The 16932-nt window shown below is 73.0% G+C and carries 10 protein-coding genes; 7 read left to right on the forward strand and 3 right to left on the reverse strand.

Annotated elements, in window-relative coordinates; all coding sequences use genetic code 11:
• Positions 1-175 precede the first annotated feature (175 nt).
• From ACZ4NT_RS09585 to moeZ, 5 genes are all read left to right on the forward strand, one after another.
• Complete coding sequence (locus ACZ4NT_RS09585; RefSeq protein WP_467724523.1) at positions 176-1978, forward strand: DUF3492 domain-containing protein; 1803 nt, start codon at positions 176-178, stop codon at positions 1976-1978.
• On the forward strand, positions 1975-3390 hold the full coding sequence (locus ACZ4NT_RS09590) for a hypothetical protein (protein ID WP_467724525.1): 1416 nt from the start codon (positions 1975-1977) through the stop codon (positions 3388-3390). Before ACZ4NT_RS09585 ends, ACZ4NT_RS09590 begins: the two co-directional genes overlap by 4 nt.
• Before the next feature lie 144 nt (positions 3391-3534).
• Complete coding sequence (locus ACZ4NT_RS09595) at positions 3535-4491, forward strand: NAD-dependent epimerase/dehydratase (RefSeq protein WP_121405845.1); 957 nt, start codon at positions 3535-3537, stop codon at positions 4489-4491.
• Positions 4479-5228: a spherulation-specific family 4 protein gene (locus tag ACZ4NT_RS09600; RefSeq protein ID WP_467724527.1), complete on the forward strand. Its 750-nt coding sequence runs from the start codon at positions 4479-4481 to the stop codon at positions 5226-5228. The genes ACZ4NT_RS09595 and ACZ4NT_RS09600 overlap by 13 nt, the downstream gene beginning before the upstream one ends.
• A 99-nt stretch (positions 5229-5327) precedes the next feature.
• Positions 5328-6506 (forward strand): adenylyltransferase/sulfurtransferase MoeZ, encoded by a 1179-nt coding sequence (gene moeZ, locus ACZ4NT_RS09605; protein WP_121405847.1) that lies wholly within the window; start codon positions 5328-5330, stop codon positions 6504-6506.
• Between the two features lie 101 nt (positions 6507-6607).
• Here the strand turns inward: moeZ and ACZ4NT_RS09610 are convergent, their stop codons facing one another.
• From ACZ4NT_RS09610 to ACZ4NT_RS09620, 3 genes are all read right to left on the reverse strand, one after another.
• Positions 6608-8164, reverse strand: a complete 1557-nt coding sequence (locus tag ACZ4NT_RS09610) for an alpha/beta hydrolase (RefSeq protein WP_121406426.1) — start codon at positions 8162-8164, stop codon at positions 6608-6610.
• A gap of 115 nt (positions 8165-8279) precedes the next feature.
• Positions 8280-9830: an alpha/beta hydrolase gene (locus ACZ4NT_RS09615; RefSeq protein WP_121405848.1), complete on the reverse strand. Its 1551-nt coding sequence runs from the start codon at positions 9828-9830 to the stop codon at positions 8280-8282.
• An 84-nt stretch (positions 9831-9914) separates the two neighbouring features.
• The gene (locus tag ACZ4NT_RS09620; protein WP_467724530.1) at positions 9915-12659 is read right to left on the reverse strand and encodes a lysylphosphatidylglycerol synthase transmembrane domain-containing protein; all 2745 of its coding nucleotides are present in this window, start codon (positions 12657-12659) and stop codon (positions 9915-9917) included.
• Positions 12660-12844: 185 nt separating this feature from the next.
• Here ACZ4NT_RS09620 and ACZ4NT_RS09625 point away from each other — a divergent pair, with 185 nt between their 5' ends.
• Together ACZ4NT_RS09625 and ACZ4NT_RS09630 are read left to right on the forward strand one after the other, a co-directional pair.
• Positions 12845-13210, forward strand: coding sequence for an MGMT family protein (locus tag ACZ4NT_RS09625; RefSeq protein ID WP_467724531.1), 366 nt, complete (start codon positions 12845-12847; stop codon positions 13208-13210).
• Positions 13211-13539: 329 nt separating this feature from the next.
• On the forward strand, positions 13540-16911 hold the full coding sequence (locus ACZ4NT_RS09630) for an ATP-dependent helicase (RefSeq protein ID WP_467724533.1): 3372 nt from the start codon (positions 13540-13542) through the stop codon (positions 16909-16911).
• Positions 16912-16932: the final 21 nt, after the last annotated feature.

Consider the following 16932-nt stretch of genomic DNA (forward strand, 5'->3'; position numbering starts at 1 on the left):
CCCCCCCCCCCCCCCCCCCCCCCCCCCCCCCCCCCCCCCCCCCCCCCCCCCCCCCCCCCCCCCCCCCCCCCCCCCCCCCCCCCCCCCCCCCCACCGCCATGTCCGCATACGTTCGTCCCGCTGCGAGCCGCCGAGCCAACGGCGGCTCCCCATACGGGAGATCGGGGGTGCACTCGTGCGCATCGGACTGCTTACGGAGGGTGGCTATCCGTATGTGAGCGGTGACGCCAGGCTCTGGTGCGACCGGCTCGTACGCGGGCTCGGGCAGCACGAGTTCGACATCTACGCGCTCAGTCGCAGCGAGCAGCAGGAGGACGAGGGCTGGATCGAACTGCCGCCCCAGGTCAGCCGCGTGCGAACGGCTCCGCTCTGGACCGCCGAGGACGACGGCGTGGTCTACGGACGGCGGGCGCGCAGGCGCTTCGCCGACGCGTACGGCGAGTTGGCGGCGGTCGTCTGCGGGGAGCCGGCGGGCGCCGGCGGCACGGGCGGTCCCGATGCCCCGGAGACGTCCGTCGGCCTTGAGGCGGACCGTTTCGGCACGGCCCTCTACGCCCTCGCGGAACTCGCCCGCGACGAGGGCGGCCTGGTCGGCTCCCTGCGCTCGGAGGCCGCCGTACGCGCCCTGGAGAGCGCCTGCCGTGCGCCGGGTGCACTCAGGGCGGCGCGCACGGCCCGGGTGCCCGACCTGCTCGCCGTCGCCGCGCACTTCGAACGCGCCCTGCGCCCCCTCTCCCTCGACTGGTACGAGGACGACGGGCTCGGCTCGGTCGACCTGTGCCACGCCGCCGCCGGCGGCTCCGCCGCGCTCCCCGGACTACTCGCACGGCACTTCAACGGCGTGCCGCTGCTGGTCACCGAGTACGGAGTCCCGTTGCGGGCCCACTACCTGGCGTCCGGTCAGGCGCCGCCCGCGGTCCGGTCGCTGCTCGCCGCCTTCCACGGCAGGCTGGCCGCCGAGGTCTACCGCCGGGCCGCCTTCATCACGCCCGGCAACACGCACGCCCGCCGCTGGCAGGAGCGCTGCGGCGCCGACCGGGCCAAGCTGCGCACGGTCTACCCCGGCATGGACGCCTCCCGCTTCGCGGACGTCGGTGAGGACGCGGCCGGCGCCGCGGACCCGGACACCCTGGTCTGGGTCGGCCGCATCGAGCCCGCCAAGGATCTGATCTCCCTGCTCCACGCCTTCGCCGAGATCCGCAAGGAGGAGCCGAAGACGCGGCTGCGGATCGTCGGAGCCGCCGCCGGTGCCGAGAGCACGGCCTACCTGGGCCACTGCCGGGCGCTCGCCGCGCAGCTCTTCCCCGACGAGGCGGAGGGCGTGCACGCGGTCGGCGACAACCCCGTCTCCTTCGAGGAGATCGGCGGCCCCGAGGTCCCGAGCCTCGCGGAGGCGTACGCGGCGGGAGCCGTGGTCGTCCTGTCCAGCGTCGTGGAGGGCTTCCCGATCAGCCTGGTCGAAGCCATGTTCTGCGGGCGCGCCACGGTCTCCACGGACGTGGGCGCGGTCGTCGAGGTCATCGGCGGTACGGGACTGGTGGTGCCCCCGCGCAACCCGCGGGCGCTCGCCGAGGCCTGCGTGACATTGCTGCGCGACCCCGAGCGCCGTGAGCGCCTCGGTGCCGCCGCTCGCGCCCGGGCCCTCGAACTGTTCACCGTCGAGCAGAACATCATGGCATTTCACGGCATTTACCTGGAGATCGTCTCGCACTCCCCGGTACGCCGTGTCGTCGTCGACGCGGCCGGTGAGCCGTTGCCGTTCGGCGTGCCGGCCGAGGCGCATGTGCCCGGCCGCTGGACCGAGTCCCGGCTCATGGCCGCGGGCCGGCCGCGCTGGGCGGCGGGCGCTCCGGTACGCGCCACGGTGACCGTCCCGACGGCAGCCGCCGTGCCGGTGGCCTCGGTGATCCCCGCGGTCCCCGCGGCCCCGGCGGTCCCTGCGGTGTCCGCGGTGTCCGGGCGAGAGGGCGGGCGATGACCGGGACGGGCGGGGCGAACGGCGTCCGGAGCACGGACGCCGACGGCTCGGGTGCGGGCGGCGTGGACGAGGTGCGCCCCGTGGGCGTGAGCGGTGCCGCCGCGGTGGGTGCGGAGGGTCGGGGTGCGGGCACCGGCGTCGGCCCCGGACTGGGCGGTGGCCGCGTCGTGGGTGCGGAAAGCCGGGGTGTGGACGCCGGCGGCGTCGGTGGCGTGGAGTCGAGCAGCGGGAGGGGGCTGAACGGGGGCGTGAGACCGAGCAGCGGTGTGGGGCTGAGCGGTGGCGTGGGGCTGAGCGGTGGCGATGCGGCCGCGGGCGCGGTCGGCACCGGCGGCGCTCACCAAGCGGCCGGTCGCCGAGGCGCCGTCGACCCCGTCAAGGCCTTGATGCACCGGCATCGCGACCTGTGCGAGCGGGCCGTGGACCCGCTGGAGATCGCCGCGGGCCTGGAGGCGCACGGCGTCACCGACCGGACGGCCGCGCGCTTCCGGCACCGGGACGTGTTCTCCCTGGCGGAGGAGATGTACGCCCGTGTACCGCGCGACGGCGAACCGACGGCGCCGCCCGAGCAGGCCGACACCACCGCAGCGCCCGCCCGTTGGGCCGTGCTCGCCCTGGTGCCGGGTGTCCTCTGCGCCGCCACGGTGGCCGGACTGCGCCTCACCGACGGACAGGTGCGCCCGGCCGTGGGCGCGGCCGGCGCCCTGGCCGTCGCCCTCGGCCTGCGGGCGGCGCTGCGCCGCGGCCCCCTCGGCGCCCCGAACCACGGCTCCTCCCGCGCGTGGATCTGCTGGCTTCTCGCGTACGCCCTCTTCGGCGACGGCCTGCTGAGCGCCGGGATCGCGGGCGGCCCCGACGCCACCTGGCCCCCGGCCACCGCACCGGTCCTGGCCCTCGCGCTGGCGTGCGCCCCGGCGGCCTGGTGCGCCCACCTCTTCGCCGTGCGCGCCCGCCGCAGGCTGACCGCGAGCCGCGGCCTGGCGGAGTTCGCGGCCTCCGTGAAACCCCTTCTCCTGGGCGTGTTCGGGCTCTTCCTCTGCTCCCTGGCCGCGCTGCTCGCCCTGTGCGGGGCGCTGCTGGACGAGCCCGCCGCCCATGGGGGAGCCGGGGCGCTCGGAGCCCTGCTCCTGCTCGCCCGGCTGCTCGCCGCGCACGGCTTCACCCACGCCCCGTCCGTCGTCCTCGCCGCCGCGGGAGCCGGTGAGGCGACCGCCCTGTCCACGGTCTTCGCAGGCCGCCTCCCCGGCTGCTCCTTCGTGGCCACGCCGGTCGAGACCCTCGTCGAGGCAGGGGGGCCCGGAGCCGTCCCGGCCGCGGTCTGCGGCACGGCCGCCCTGGTCCTGCTGATCCACGCCACCCGCACTCTGACCCGGGCCTCGGCCCACGCCACACCGGTCGGAGCGACACCGTGAGGCCGGCCGCCGGCCGACCGCACACCCCCTGTCCCCCGCGGGGCCGACACCGCGGGACCCACTCCAGATCCACGGCACCACCCCTGAAGGAGAACGCCAGATGATCACCTCCCGAACCGGAGAGTCCGCCCCGGGAGCCGCCCGATGAGGGTCCTGCTGATCGGAGCCAACGGATACCTGGGCCGCTTCGTCGCCGACCGGCTGCTCGCCGACCCGGCCGTCCAGCTCACCGCGCTCGGCCGCGGCGACGACGCCGACGTCCGGTTCGACCTCGCCTCGGGCAGCCCCGGTGCGCTCACCCGCTTCCTGGACGCGGTGCACCCCGGGGTCGTCGTCAACTGCGCGGGCGCCACCCGCGGCGGCGCCCGCGAACTGACCCGGCACAACACCGTCGCCGTCGCCACCGTCTGCGAGGCCCTGCGCCGCAGCGGCTGCGGGGCGCGGCTCGTGCAGATCGGCTGCGGCGCCGAGTACGGACCGAGCCAGCCCGGCTCCTCCACGGCGGAGGACGCCGTACCGCGCCCCGGCGGCCCCTACGGCGTCAGCAAACTGGCCGCCACCGAACTGGTCCTCGGCTCGGGCCTCGACGCCGTCGTGCTCCGCGTCTTCTCGCCCGCGGGACCGGGTACCCCCGCCGGATCCCCGCTCGGCCGCCTCGCCGAGGCCATGCGCCGCGCCATGCAGTCCGGCGACGGCGAACTCAAGCTCGGCGGCCTGGGTGTCCAGCGGGACTTCATCGACGTCCGCGATGTGGCCCGCGCCGTCCACGCCGCCTCGCTCTCCGCCGCCCAGGGTGTCATCAACATCGGCTCGGGCCGTGCGGTACGCCTCCGTGACGCCGCCGCCGTCCTCGCGCGGGTGGCCGGCTACGGCGGTGCGCTGCACGAACTCGACGGGCCGCCCGGACCGCTGCGGCCCTCGGTCGTCCACCCCCGCAGCGAACCCGACCACGTGCCCGCGGCCTTCCCCTACCCGGACGGCTGCGGCAGTTGGCAGCAGGCAGATGTCCGCACCGCACGCGACCGGCTCGGCTGGCGGCCCCGCATCAATCTCGAGGAATCCCTCGCCGACATCTGGATGGAGGCGGCATGCCGTATCTGACCCGCTCCGCGGCGGGCACCGCGAGCACCGGCCTGGGGCTCGGCTTCGGAATCCCGGGCTATGCGCACCCCCTGGTCGCCCCACTGGAATGGGGCGAACTGACCCGCCCCGGCACCCCCCTGCACTGGGTCGTCCTGAACGTCGCCCACGGCCCCGGCACCCGCCCCGACCCGCGCTGCCTCGAAGCGGTGGGACGGCTGCGCAACGCCGGTGTCCGCGTCCTCGGCCACCTGGACACCGCCTACGGCGCCCGCAGCCACGGCGAACTCGTCTCCGACGCGCACCGCCACCTCGACTGGTACCGGACCGACGGCTTCTATCTGGACCGCTGCCCCACCGAGCGTGCCGCGCTCCCCGAGGTCCGCCGCACGGTGACCACGCTGCGGGCACTGCGCGACAAAGCTCACATCGTGTTCGGCCACGGCACCCATCCCCATGCCGGATACGCCGAGAACGCAGACCAGTTGGTGACCTTCGCCGGCCCCTGGAGCGACTACCGCTGGTCGCAGGTCGCCGAGTGGACCGCCGACTATCCGCCCGAGCGGTTCTGCCACTTCGTGCACGGCGTGCCCCGCGGCCACCTCGAAGAGGCCCTGCGCATCGCCCGCTGGCAGGGCGCCTCGACGATCTACTTCACCGACCGCACGGACCACGGCGGCCGCGTCGACCCCTGGGAGAGCATGCCCGGCTACTGGGACGAGATCGTCTCGCGAGTCGGAACGGGTGTCTCGGAATGAAGAAGGGCGTGGCAGTGTTACGGGGAGAACGACCTCCCCCGGTCTCGGCTGCGCCCGAGCGGGGGGACACCCATTGATTGACCGATTAACGGAGTAACCGTGTCGCTGCCACCCCTGGTCGAGCCGGCTGCCGAGCTCACCGTAGACGAGGTCCGCAGGTACTCCCGCCACCTGATCATCCCGGACGTCGGGATGGACGGGCAGAAGCGGCTGAAGAACGCCAAGGTGCTCTGTGTGGGCGCCGGCGGCCTCGGATCGCCGGCCCTGATGTACCTGGCCGCCGCGGGCGTGGGCACGCTCGGCATCGTGGAGTTCGACGAGGTCGACGAGTCGAACCTGCAGCGCCAGATCATCCACAGCCAGGCCGACATCGGCCGCTCGAAGGCCGAGTCGGCGCGCGACTCGGTACTGGGCATCAACCCGTACGTGAACGTGGTCCTTCACGAGGAGCGGCTGGAAGCCGACAACGTGATGGACATCTTCAGCCAGTACGACCTGATCGTGGACGGCACGGACAACTTCGCCACCCGGTACCTGGTCAACGACGCGTGCGTGCTGCTCGACAAGCCGTACGTGTGGGGCTCCATCTACCGCTTCGACGGGCAGGCCTCGGTCTTCTGGTCCGAACACGGCCCCTGCTACCGCTGCCTCTACCCGGAGCCCCCGCCGCCCGGCATGGTCCCCTCCTGCGCGGAGGGCGGTGTCCTGGGTGTGCTGTGCGCGTCCATCGGCTCCATCCAGGTCAACGAGGCGATCAAGCTCCTCGCGGGCATCGGCGAGCCGCTCGTCGGCCGACTGATGATCTACGACGCCCTGGAGATGCAGTACCGCCAGGTCAAGGTCCGCAAGGACCCGAACTGCGCGGTCTGCGGCGAGAACCCGACCGTCACCGAGCTCATCGACTACGAGGCCTTCTGCGGCGTCGTGTCCGAGGAGGCCCAGGAGGCGGCCGCCGGCTCGACGATCACTCCGAAGCAGCTCAAGGAGTGGATCGACGACGGCGAGAACATCGACATCATCGACGTCCGCGAGATCAACGAGTACGAGATCGTCTCGATCCCCGGCGCCCGGCTGATCCCGAAGAACGAGTTCCTCATGGGCTCCGCCCTCGAGAGCCTTCCGCAGGACAAGAAGATCGTCCTGCACTGCAAGACGGGTGTCCGCAGTGCGGAGGTCCTCGCGGTGCTGAAGTCCGCGGGCTTCTCCGACGCGGTGCACGTCGGCGGCGGCGTGATCGGCTGGGTGAACCAGATCGAGCCCGACAAGCCGGTCTACTAGACGTCCCCGCCTGTCCATCGGGCGTCCGGCTTTCCGGAAGGGGCTCGGCACCGCGTGTGCCGGGCCCCTTCCCGTTGCCCGAACGGCGCTGTGCCCTCCCGCTACGAGCAGACCTTGCCGTCCTTCGGCACGGCCCCGTCCAGCAGGTAGCCGTTCACCGTGGAGTCGACGCAGTCGCTGCCACTCCCGTACGCGCCATGGCCCTCGCCCTTCCAGGTGAGGAGCACGCCCACGTCCTTGCCCAGCTCGTCGGCCATCTTGCGGGCACCCTCGTAGGGCGTCGCCGGGTCGCCGGTGTTTCCCACGAGCAGGACGGGGGCGGACCCGGGCGCGTCGACCTCCGGGTTGTCGTACTGACCGGCCACCGGCCAGTCGTGGCACCAGCCCGCCGTGTCCCAGCCCATGAAGGCCCCGAAGACGGGCGAGATCTTCTCGAACTCCGGCAGCAGCTTCTTCGACTCCTCGGGCGTCAGCCGCTGCTTGTCGTCCAGGCACGATATGACCCGTTGGGCGTGGGTCGTGGTGCCGTAGTGCCCGGAGGCGTCGCGCTCGTTGTAGCCGTCGGCGAGCGTGAGCAACTGGGAACCGTCCCCGCTCTCGGCGGCCTTGAGGGCACTGGACAGGGTGGGCCAGGACTGCTTGCTGTAGAGCGGCAGGACGATTCCGGTGAGTGCCAGCGTCTGCGTGAGCTTGCGGTCCGTCGACGTCGGGAGCGGCTCGGCGTCGATCCGCTTCAGCAGGTCCACGATCTTCCGGGAACCCCGCTTCGGGTCCTGCCCGGCCCAGTTCAGATAGGCGTCCAGGGCGCGCTGGAAGCCGCGGGTCTGGTTCTTCGCGTGGCCCACCGTGTCGGCGCTCGGGTCGACCACGGCGTCCAGCACCACGCGCCCCACGTTCCCGGGGAAGAGGTGGGCGTACACACCGCCGAGCTCGGTGCCGTAGGAGATGCCGAAGTAGTGCATCTTCCGGTCGCCGAGGACCTGGCGCATGAGGTCGAGGTCACGGGCGGTGTCGGTCGTGGAGACGTGCGACATCAGCTGCCCGGCGTTCTTCCGGCAGCCCTGGCCGAAGTCCGTCGCGTCCTTCAGGTACGCCTGCTGCTCGGTCGCGTCGTCCGGAGTCGCGTCCACCGACTCGGCGGCCTGCATCTCCTTGTCGCCGCGGCAGCGCACGCCCTCGCTGGCGGCCACTCCGCGCGGGTCCCAGCTCACCAGGTCGTAGCGCTGGTGAAGCTTCGAGACCGCGCCGGCGTACGACGGCATCGTGGCGACGCCCGAGGCGCCGGGGCCGCCGAAGTTGAAGACGAGCGAGCCGAGGCGCTTGCTCCGGCCGCCGGTCGCGGTCGCCCGGATCAGTGCGAGGTCGATGGTCCGGCCGGACGGCTCGGCGTAGTCCAGGGGAACCTTGAGCGTCGTGCACTGCCAGGCGCTGCCCGGGGCGGGCAGGTCCGACCTGCCCTTGCAGCGGCCCCAGTCCAGGCGCTGCGAGGTCAGCGAGGAGGGCAGCGGGGCCCGCTCGCCGGAGGACGCGGTGGCCGACGAGTCGGTGCGGTCCTTCCCGCCGGCCCTGCCCTTGTCCTCGCCGGAGGTGCCGCTGCTGCATCCGGCCACCAGCAGTGCGGCGACGGCCGCCGCCGTCCATCGTGCGAAACGTGTCATGTGCATCCCCCTCGCCAGTGGTCCGCCCGAAGTCGCGGATCACATGCACGCCATAGTAGGCGGCTGCGCCCGACGCCCGATTGGCCCTGTGGATAACGCTCTGACCTGGGGATTTCTAGGAGCAGATCGTGTTGGCCGGAGGCACCTTGCCCTGGAGCAGATAGCCGTCGACCGCGTTGTGGACGCACTTGTTCCCGCTGTCGTAGGCGCCGTGCCCCTGGCCCTTGTACGTCAGCTCGACGCCGACCTTCGCACCCAGCGCGTCCGCCATCTTCCTCGCGCCCTCGTACGGGGTGGCCGGGTCGCCGGTGTTGCCGACGACCAGGATCGGTGCCGAGCCGGGCGCGCTCACGTCGGGGTGGTCGGCCGCGCCCGCCACCGGCCAGTCGCTGCAGCTGATCATGCCCCAGGCCAGGAAGTCGCCGAACAGGGGAGAGGCGGCCCGGAACTCCGGCAGCTTCGCCTCCACGTCGCCGGTCGTGTAACGCGGCTTGTCGTCCGCGCAGTTGATGGAGACGTTCGCCGCGGTGATGTTGCTGTACTGGCCGTCCTCGTTGCGCCCGTTCATCGAGTCGGACAGCAGCATCAGCACCTTGCCGTCACCGTCGTACGCCTGCTCCAGGCCCTGGGTGAGGTACTCCCAGAAGTCCTTGGAGTACAGGGCCTGTGCGATGCCGCTGGTCGCCGCGGTCTGGGTCAGTTCGCGGGGGAAGACGCCGGGGATCGGCTTGCGGTCCAGGTCCGCGAGCAGCTTCGCGATGCGGTCCTTGACGTCCTGCGGGGAGTCGCCGACCGGGCAGTCCTCCAGCTTCGAGGTGCAGTCCTCGGCGTAGTTGTCGAGCGCGAGCTGGAAGCCCTCGGCCTGTCCGAGCGAGCCCTGTTCCGGGGTCTGCGTCGGATCGACGACCGCGTCGAAGAGGGCCCGGCCCACCTTCCCGGGGAACAGGTGCGCGTACACACCGCCCAGCTCGGTGCCGTAGGACACCCCGAAGTAGTACAGCTTGTCGTCGCCCAGCACCTGCCGCATCAGGTCCATGTCGCGGGCCGCGTCGGTGGTCCGCACGTGCGGGAGCGTCCTGCCCGAGTTCTTCTCGCAGGCGGCGTTGAACTGCTTGGTGTTGTCGAGCAGCTCGGTGCGCTCGGCCGCGTCGTCCGGCGTCGCGTCCTGCTGGAAGTACTCGTCGAGCTGCTGATCGTCCTCGCACAGCACGCCCGCACTGCGGCCGACTCCGCGCGGGTCGAAGCTCACCAGGTCGTAGCGGGTGCGCAGCTTCGCGTAGTCCTCGCCGAACGCGGGCAGCGTGGTGACGCCCGAGCCGCCGGGGCCGCCGAAGTTGAAGATGAGCGAGCCGATGCGCCTGCTCTTCTCGCCACTGCTCTGCGCCCGGATCAGGGCAATGCCGATCGTGTCGCCCTGGGGCTTGTCCCAGTCGAGCGGCGCCTTCATGGTGGCGCACTGCCACTCCGTGCCGCCCGGCAGCGGCGACGGGGCGTTGCCGCCGCCCTCCGACTCGGACGGCGCGGGGCACTCCTTCCAGCTCAGCTTCTGAGCCGTCAGATCCTCGTCCTTGGAGGAGTCGTCGTCGCTGCAGCCCGCCATCAGGGACGACAGCAGTACGGCGGCAGCGGTCAGGGCAGCGGCGCGCAGTCGGGGAGGGTTCGGCATGATCCCATCCTGAGGTCGCGCCGGACGGGACGCTCGGGGCGCGGGCCGTGCGGGTGAGGAGGCCGGCGACTCGTACGAGCCCGCCTAGAGGGCGCCCTTGCGGGTCAGGTGGTTGAAGTACAGCCAGCCTGGAAGCACCGGGAGCCACAGCGTCAGGAGCCGGTAGAGGAGCACCGCGGGAGCCGCGACCTCCTTGGGGAGGCCGACGGCGATCAGGCCGACGGTCAGCGTCGCCTCGACCGCGCCGATGCCGCCCGGGGTCGGCGCCGCCGAGCCGAGCGCGTTGCCCGCGAGGAAGACGACTGCGACGCTGGCGAGACTGAGCGTGGTCGCCTCGTCGTGCCCGAAGGCCCTGATCGACGCGTCCAGGCACATCACGAAACAGGCGGTGAGGAGGAGCATGCCCCCGATGCCGGTGATCAGCTTCTGCGGCCGCTGCAGTACGTCCAGCATGCGCGGCACGACGCCGGCGAACAGGGACCTCACGCGCGTGACGACGAACTTGCGCAGGAAGGGCACCGAGGTCACCACGAGCACCAGGACCGCGACCGTCAGCAGACCGGCGATGACGGTGCGGGACGGCGACAGGGAGGGCGTCTTCTCGGTGCCGGTCAGGTAGCCGAACGACAGCAGCATCAGGATGTGGCAGCCGAGCCCGAACAGCTGGGACGCGCCGACGCTGGCCACCGCGAGCCCGGGGCGGACGCCGGCCCGCTGCAGGAAGCGGGTGTTGAGGGCGACGCCGCCGACCGCGGCGGGCGCCACGATCTTCACGAACGAACCGGCGACCTGCGCGGCCACGGTCCGCAGGAACGGCACCCGCTCCGGTACGAAGCCCAGCAGGCTCATCGCCGCCGCGAAGTAGCTCAGCGCCGAGAACAGCACGGCCGCGGCGACCCAGCCCCACTCGGCAGTGTCGAAGAGGGTGCCGAACGGCGTGTGGGTCAGCTGCGTCAGCAGGAAGTACGCGCCGATGGCGCCCGCGATGAAACTGATCAGCGTGCGCGGCCGGATGCGCTCCAGACGGGCCGGTTCGACCGGCGCCTGCGGTCTGATCAGCAGCACCTGGTGGCGGATCTGGGTGAGCAGATCCTCCTCGCGTGCCTCTTCCAGAGCGTCGTCGATCGCCCGCTTCTCGGCCCGCTGCTCGGCGCGTACGGCCTTCTTGCCGGGCTTCTCCGGAACGGCCTCGGTGTGCTCCTGGTGCTCCTCGGTGCGGGCGATCTTGTCCTGCCGGGAGGCCTCCAGCACCGCCTCGCGCTCGCGCTGGGCGCGCTCCCGGGCCAGTTTCCGCAGGGTCGCGCGCGTGGAGCGGGTCAGGGCGATCGGCTGCAGCAGCGGGAGACAGTCGGCGACCGCGTCCGGGCCCAGTACGCCGACCGCCGAGGCGACCGCACGCTCGGCGCCCACCCGCAGTCCGAGTGTGGTCACGAGCTGCGCGATGTCCATGCGCAGCACCAGGTCGCCGGCGGCGATCTCACCGCCGCGCAGGTCGGTGAGGATCACCGTGCCGGAACGATCCACCAGAATGGCGTCGCCCGCGAGCCTGCGGTGCGCGATGCGCCGCGACTGGAGCGCCTGGACCTGGTGCCAGGTGTCCCGCAGGAGATCGTCGGTGATCATGTCGTCGGACAGCGAGTCGAGGGTCCGGCCGCCCGTGTGCTCGTAGACGAGCATCACGGCGTCGGGGCCGAGTTCCGAGGTGGCGATCAGCTTCGGGGCGTTGGCACCGGCCGCGATCGCCGCGTACGCGAGGAGCGCTTCCTGCTCCAGTGCCTGGCGCAGGGACTGCAGGCTGCGGCGCGTGGTGATGCCGCGCAGCGTCAGCCGGCGCCACACGCGGTAGAAGAAGCCCTGCGCCTGCTGTTCCCGGTCGACGACCGTGACGTCCAGGGGTGCGCCGTCCTCCAGGGTGACGAAGTAGCGACGGCCGCGGTCTCCGTTGTCGGTGGTGTCCGGCGCCTCGTCGCGGGCGGCGCTCACGGGGTGGAAGCCGACGTGCCGCAGGCCTGCCATCAGTGTCCGGCCGGTCGGCCGCACGTTCGGCGAGCCGACCGCGTACAGCGTTCCGTAGGCGACCGTCCATCCGATCAGCACCGTCAGGATGATCGAGAACGGTGTCGTGTACCCGGTGACCAGCATCGAGAAGGCGTCGAGGAGCAGCACCACCCACAGCACGGCACGCCAGCGCGGGCGGCGCGACATGCCGACGGCGGTCATGTAGGCGATGACGGGCGCGAGATAGCCGTGCACCGGGTCGGTGAGGGCGTGGATGTCACCGGGGGACGGCTGGGTGAGCGCTTCCTGGATGGAACTCGGGGCGGCCTTGGCGACCCACAGGTCGGTGGCGAGTGTCACACCGTGCGCGAGGACCGCGGCGAGCACACCGTCGGCGATGCGCAGGCCGTCCCGCTTGATCAGCCGCTCGATGGCGAAGGCGACCGGCACCAGCAGGATCGCGATGCTCGACGCCAGACCTGCGATCTTGATCAGCAGATCGGGCGCCTGGCCGGTGCCCTTGTTGATGTCCTGTTCGAGTCCCGAGGTCGTGCCGTGGGCGAACGCGGCGATGGCGAGGAGCACCACGATCGCGAGGATGCCCACCAGGAGGCGCATCAGGTCCGAAGGGCGGTGCACGCGCGCGGGGAGCAGCGGTTCGTCGCCCTCGACCTCGTCGTTGTGGGCGTCCTCGGCGCAGTCGGCGTCCCGCGCGGTCACGCCGTCGGACGCGTTCTCGGCGCCCCGGGCGTCCGCTCCACCGGTGTCCGGGCGCGACGGAGCCTCAGAGGTGCCCTCCGCGTCTTCGGGGTGCACACCCTGCTGCTTCATCGTCTCTTCTTGATCTCGTATCACCTGTCACCGCCCGCACGATGGTGGCATGCCCTGCCGGTACACGGGGGCAGGAGGGTGCAATACGGGGCCGCACAGTCTGCCGGAAGCGGGGCTCGGGGGCGAGCCGGCCGCACCGCGGTTGCCATGTCCCATTGTCGGTGCCGTGCGGCAGGATGGGACGGATGAGCGAGGAGAGCCTTCCGGCGGACGCCCTGCCGGAGTACGCGGAGCGGGTGCTCGACGTCGCCGAGCTGATCCCGGCGGGGCGCGTCATGACGTACGGGGACGTCGCCGAATGGCTGGACGAGGGCGGCCCCCGTCAGGTGGGCCGGGTGATGTCCCTCTACGGGGGAGTCGCGCCCTGGTGGCGCGTCATACGCGCGGACGGGGTGCTGCTCCCGGGCCACGAGCTGGAGGCGCTCGGCCACTACCGCGCGGAGGGCACGCCCCTGAAGGAGGCCGGCCGGGCCGCCGAGGGCCATCTGCCGCGCGTCGACATGAGACGGGCGAGATGGGACGGGGCCGAGCGCGCGGAGGGTCACACCTGACAGCTTCCGGCATCCGAGGGGCGAAGGGGGCACCGGTGGCCCGTACGGGGTAAGCCGGGCACCTGCGCGGCATGCCGTACGTTCGAGCAGCGAGGGACGCACGGGGCCCACGGGAAGAAGGGGAAGCCCTCCTTCCACGGGGTGCACGGGCGTAGCGTCTTCCCCGGTGTCCACGGACGTGGCGTCGACGAGGCGTCTCTCCCTCACCCCGCGGCCACCGCCCGCCGCACCCGGCGGTCCGCGCACCCGACGCCCGACCACCACCTCCGAACGACGGCGCCCGGCGCCGGCAGTGACCGATCGCACAACCACCAGGACCGGCGAACCACGTGAGCTCCTCTTCTTCCCTCAGGCGCCTGTCGCACCACCAGGTGCGCCAGGGGACCCGTGGCGCTTACCGACTGGTGCGTACCCCGCCGGCCCGTCCCGACCCCCCTCGTCTGGACGCAGCACAGCGTTCGGTGGTTGACCACAGGGGCGGCCCGCTCCTCGTCCTGGCGGGTCCCGGCACGGGCAAGACGACGACGCTCGTCGAGTCCGTGGCCGCCCGCATCGCCCGCGGCGGCGACCCGCAGCGCATCCTGGTGCTGACCTTCAGCCGCAAGGCCGCCGTGGAGCTGCGCGACCGCATGGCGCTGCGCATCGGAGCCGCGCGCGCCCCCCGGGCGACCACCTTCCACTCGTACTGCTACGCCCTCGTCCGGGCCCACCAGGACAGCGACCTGTTCGTCGAGCCCCTGCGGCTGCTCTCCGGTCCGGAACAGGACGTGGCGGTGCGCGAGCTGCTCGCGGGCCAGCCCGGCCTCGAGCGGCTCGGCCTCGCGCATGTGCGCTGGCCGGACGAACTGCGCGCCTGTCTGACCACCCGCGGGTTCGCGGACGAGGTCCGCGCGGTGCTCGCCCGCAGCCGCGAGCTGGGCCTCGGCCCCGACGCCCTGGACGCCTTCGCCCACCGCATCGGCCGCCCGGACTGGCGCGCGGCCGCCGCCTTCCTCGCCGAGTACCTCGACGTCCTCGACATGCAGGGAGTGCTCGACTACGCCGAACTCGTCCACCGCGCGGTGCTGCTCGCCGGACGGACGGAGATCGCCGAACGGCTGGCCACCCAGTACGACGCGGTCTACGTGGACGAGTACCAGGACACCGACCCCGCGCAGGTCCGGCTGCTGCACGCCCTCGCCGGAGGCGGCCGCACCCTGGTGGCCCTCGGAGACCCGGACCAGTCGATCTACGCGTTCCGGGGCGCCGACGTGAACGGCATCCTCGAGTTCCCGCACGCCTTCCCGCGCGTGGACGGTCGTCCGGCACCGGTGGAGGTCCTCCGGACGTCCCGCCGCTCGGGTGCCGACCTGCTCGGGGCCACCCGCCTGGTCACCCAGCGCATGCCGCTGACCCGGCTGCCGGCGGAGAAGGTCCGTGCCCACCGCGAGCTCACCCCGGTGCGCGGCGGCGGGCGGGTCGAGGTCTACACGTATCCGACGGCGGGCACGGAGCTGGACAACATCGCGGACATCCTCCGCAGGGCCCACTTGGAGGACGGGGTCCCCTGGGGCGAGATGGCCGTCCTGGTGCGCGCGGGCGCGCGCACCATCCCCGCGGTCCGACGCGCCCTCACGGCCGCCGGCGTTCCCCTGGACATCGACGGTGACGACCTGCCGCTGCGCCACGAACCGGCGGTGGCCCCGCTGCTCACGGCACTCAAGGCGGTGGCGGCAGCGGAGGCGGAGTCCGTCGGGGGCGGCGACGGATCCGCGGATTCCGCGGAATCCGGGACGGATACGGACGTCACCGCCGAGCCCGACCCGTCCGCACCCCGTCCCGGCGGGTGCTGGCTCGACGCCGAGACGGCGCTCACCCTGCTCGCCTCGCCCCTCGCCGGCATGGACGCCGCCGACCTCCGACGGCTGGGCCGGGCGCTGCGCGAGGAGGAACGCGCCGGCGGCAACCACGTGCCGCCGCCCTCCGACGAACTGCTGACGCGTGCGCTGGCCGAGCCGGAACGGCTGGTGGCGCACGACCCGGCGTACGCCCGAGGGGCCCAGCGGCTGGGCGCGCTGCTGCGCAAGGCCAGGGAACGGCTCGCCGGCGGCGGGACGGCGGAGGAGGCCCTCTGGGATCTGTGGGAGGGCACTCCGTGGCCGCAGCGGCTGGAGCGGTCCGCCCGGCGCGGCGGCGCCGCGGGGCGCAACGCCGACCGCGACCTCGACGCCGTCTGCGCGCTGTTCGCGACCGCGGCCCGCGCCGAGGAACGGATCGGAGGCCGCGGCGCCCTCAACTTCCTCGAGGAGATCGAGGCCCAGGACATCGCCGCCGACACCCTCACCCGCCGGGCCGTACGCGCCGACGCCGTACGCCTGATGACCGCGCACCGTTCCAAGGGGCTGGAGTGGCGGCTCGTCGTCGTCGCCGGCGTCCAGGAAGGCCTGTGGCCCGACCTGCGCCGCCGGGGCTCCCTGCTGGAGGCCGACCGCATCGGACGCGACGGCCTCGCCGAGCCGCTGACGCCGGGAGCGCTCCTCTCCGAGGAACGCCGGTTGTTCTACGTGGCCGCCACCCGCGCGCGGGAACGCCTCGTCGTCACCGCCGTGAAGGCCCCGGCCGACGACGGGGACCAGCCGTCCCGCTTCCTCACCGAGCTCGGCGTCGAGCCCAAGGACGTGACGGGCCGCCCGCGCCGTCCCCTGTCCGTGGCCGCCCTGGTGGCCGAACTGCGGGCGACCACCGTCGACCCGCGCGTCTCCGACACCCTCCGGGAGGCCGCGGCCCGCCGCCTGGCGAAACTCGCCGCGCTCGGCGACGAGGACGGCCGTCCGCTGGTGCCGTCCGCGCATCCCTACCGATGGTGGGGCATGTACGAGCCGACCGAGAGCAAGGTGCCGCTGCGCGACCGCGACCATCCCGTCGTGCTCTCCGGAAGCGCCCTGGACCAACTCGCCAACACCTGCGCCCTGCAGTGGTTCCTGGGCCGCGAGGTGAAGGCGGACGCGCCCGCGACGGCCGCCCAGGGATTCGGCAACGTGGTGCACGTCCTCGCCGACGAGGTGGCGTCCGGACACACCCCCGCCGACCTCGACGTGCTCATGGAGCGGCTCGACTCGGTGTGGAACGCGCTCGCCTTCGACGCGCCCTGGAAGTCGTCGCAGGAGAAGGAGCACGCGCGCGTGGCGCTCGAACGCTTCCTCAAGTGGCACGTCATGGACCGGGCGGGCCGGACGCCGGTCGCCAGCGAGCACGACTTCGACGTGACCCTGGAGGCCGGCTCCTACGAAGTGCGCATCCGGGGCTCCATGGACCGCGTCGAGACGGACACCGAGGGCCGCGCCTACGTGGTCGACTTCAAGACCGGCAAGCAGGCTCCGAGCGCCGCCGACGTCGCCCGGCACCCGCAGCTCGCCGTCTATCAGCTGGCCGTGAACCAGGGCGCCGTCGACGAGGTCTTCGACGGCGAGCGTCCGGAGCCCGGCGGTGCGGAACTCGTCCAGCTGCGGCAGGGCGCCGCCAAGAAGAACGGCGGGGAGGCCTTCCCCAAGGTGCAGGCGCAGGAGCCGCTCACGGGGGAGTGGGTCGGCGATCTCCTCGCGACGGCCGCGGGCAAGGTCCTCGACGAACGCTTCACGCCGTCCACGGGGCAGCACTGCACGCACTGCGCGTTCCGGGCGTCGTGCAGCGCCCGGCCGGAGGGGCGGCAGGTGATCGAGTGACGGGGCCGCGCAACCCGGGGC

This window comes from Streptomyces sp. NPDC026417 (assembly GCF_055567695.1).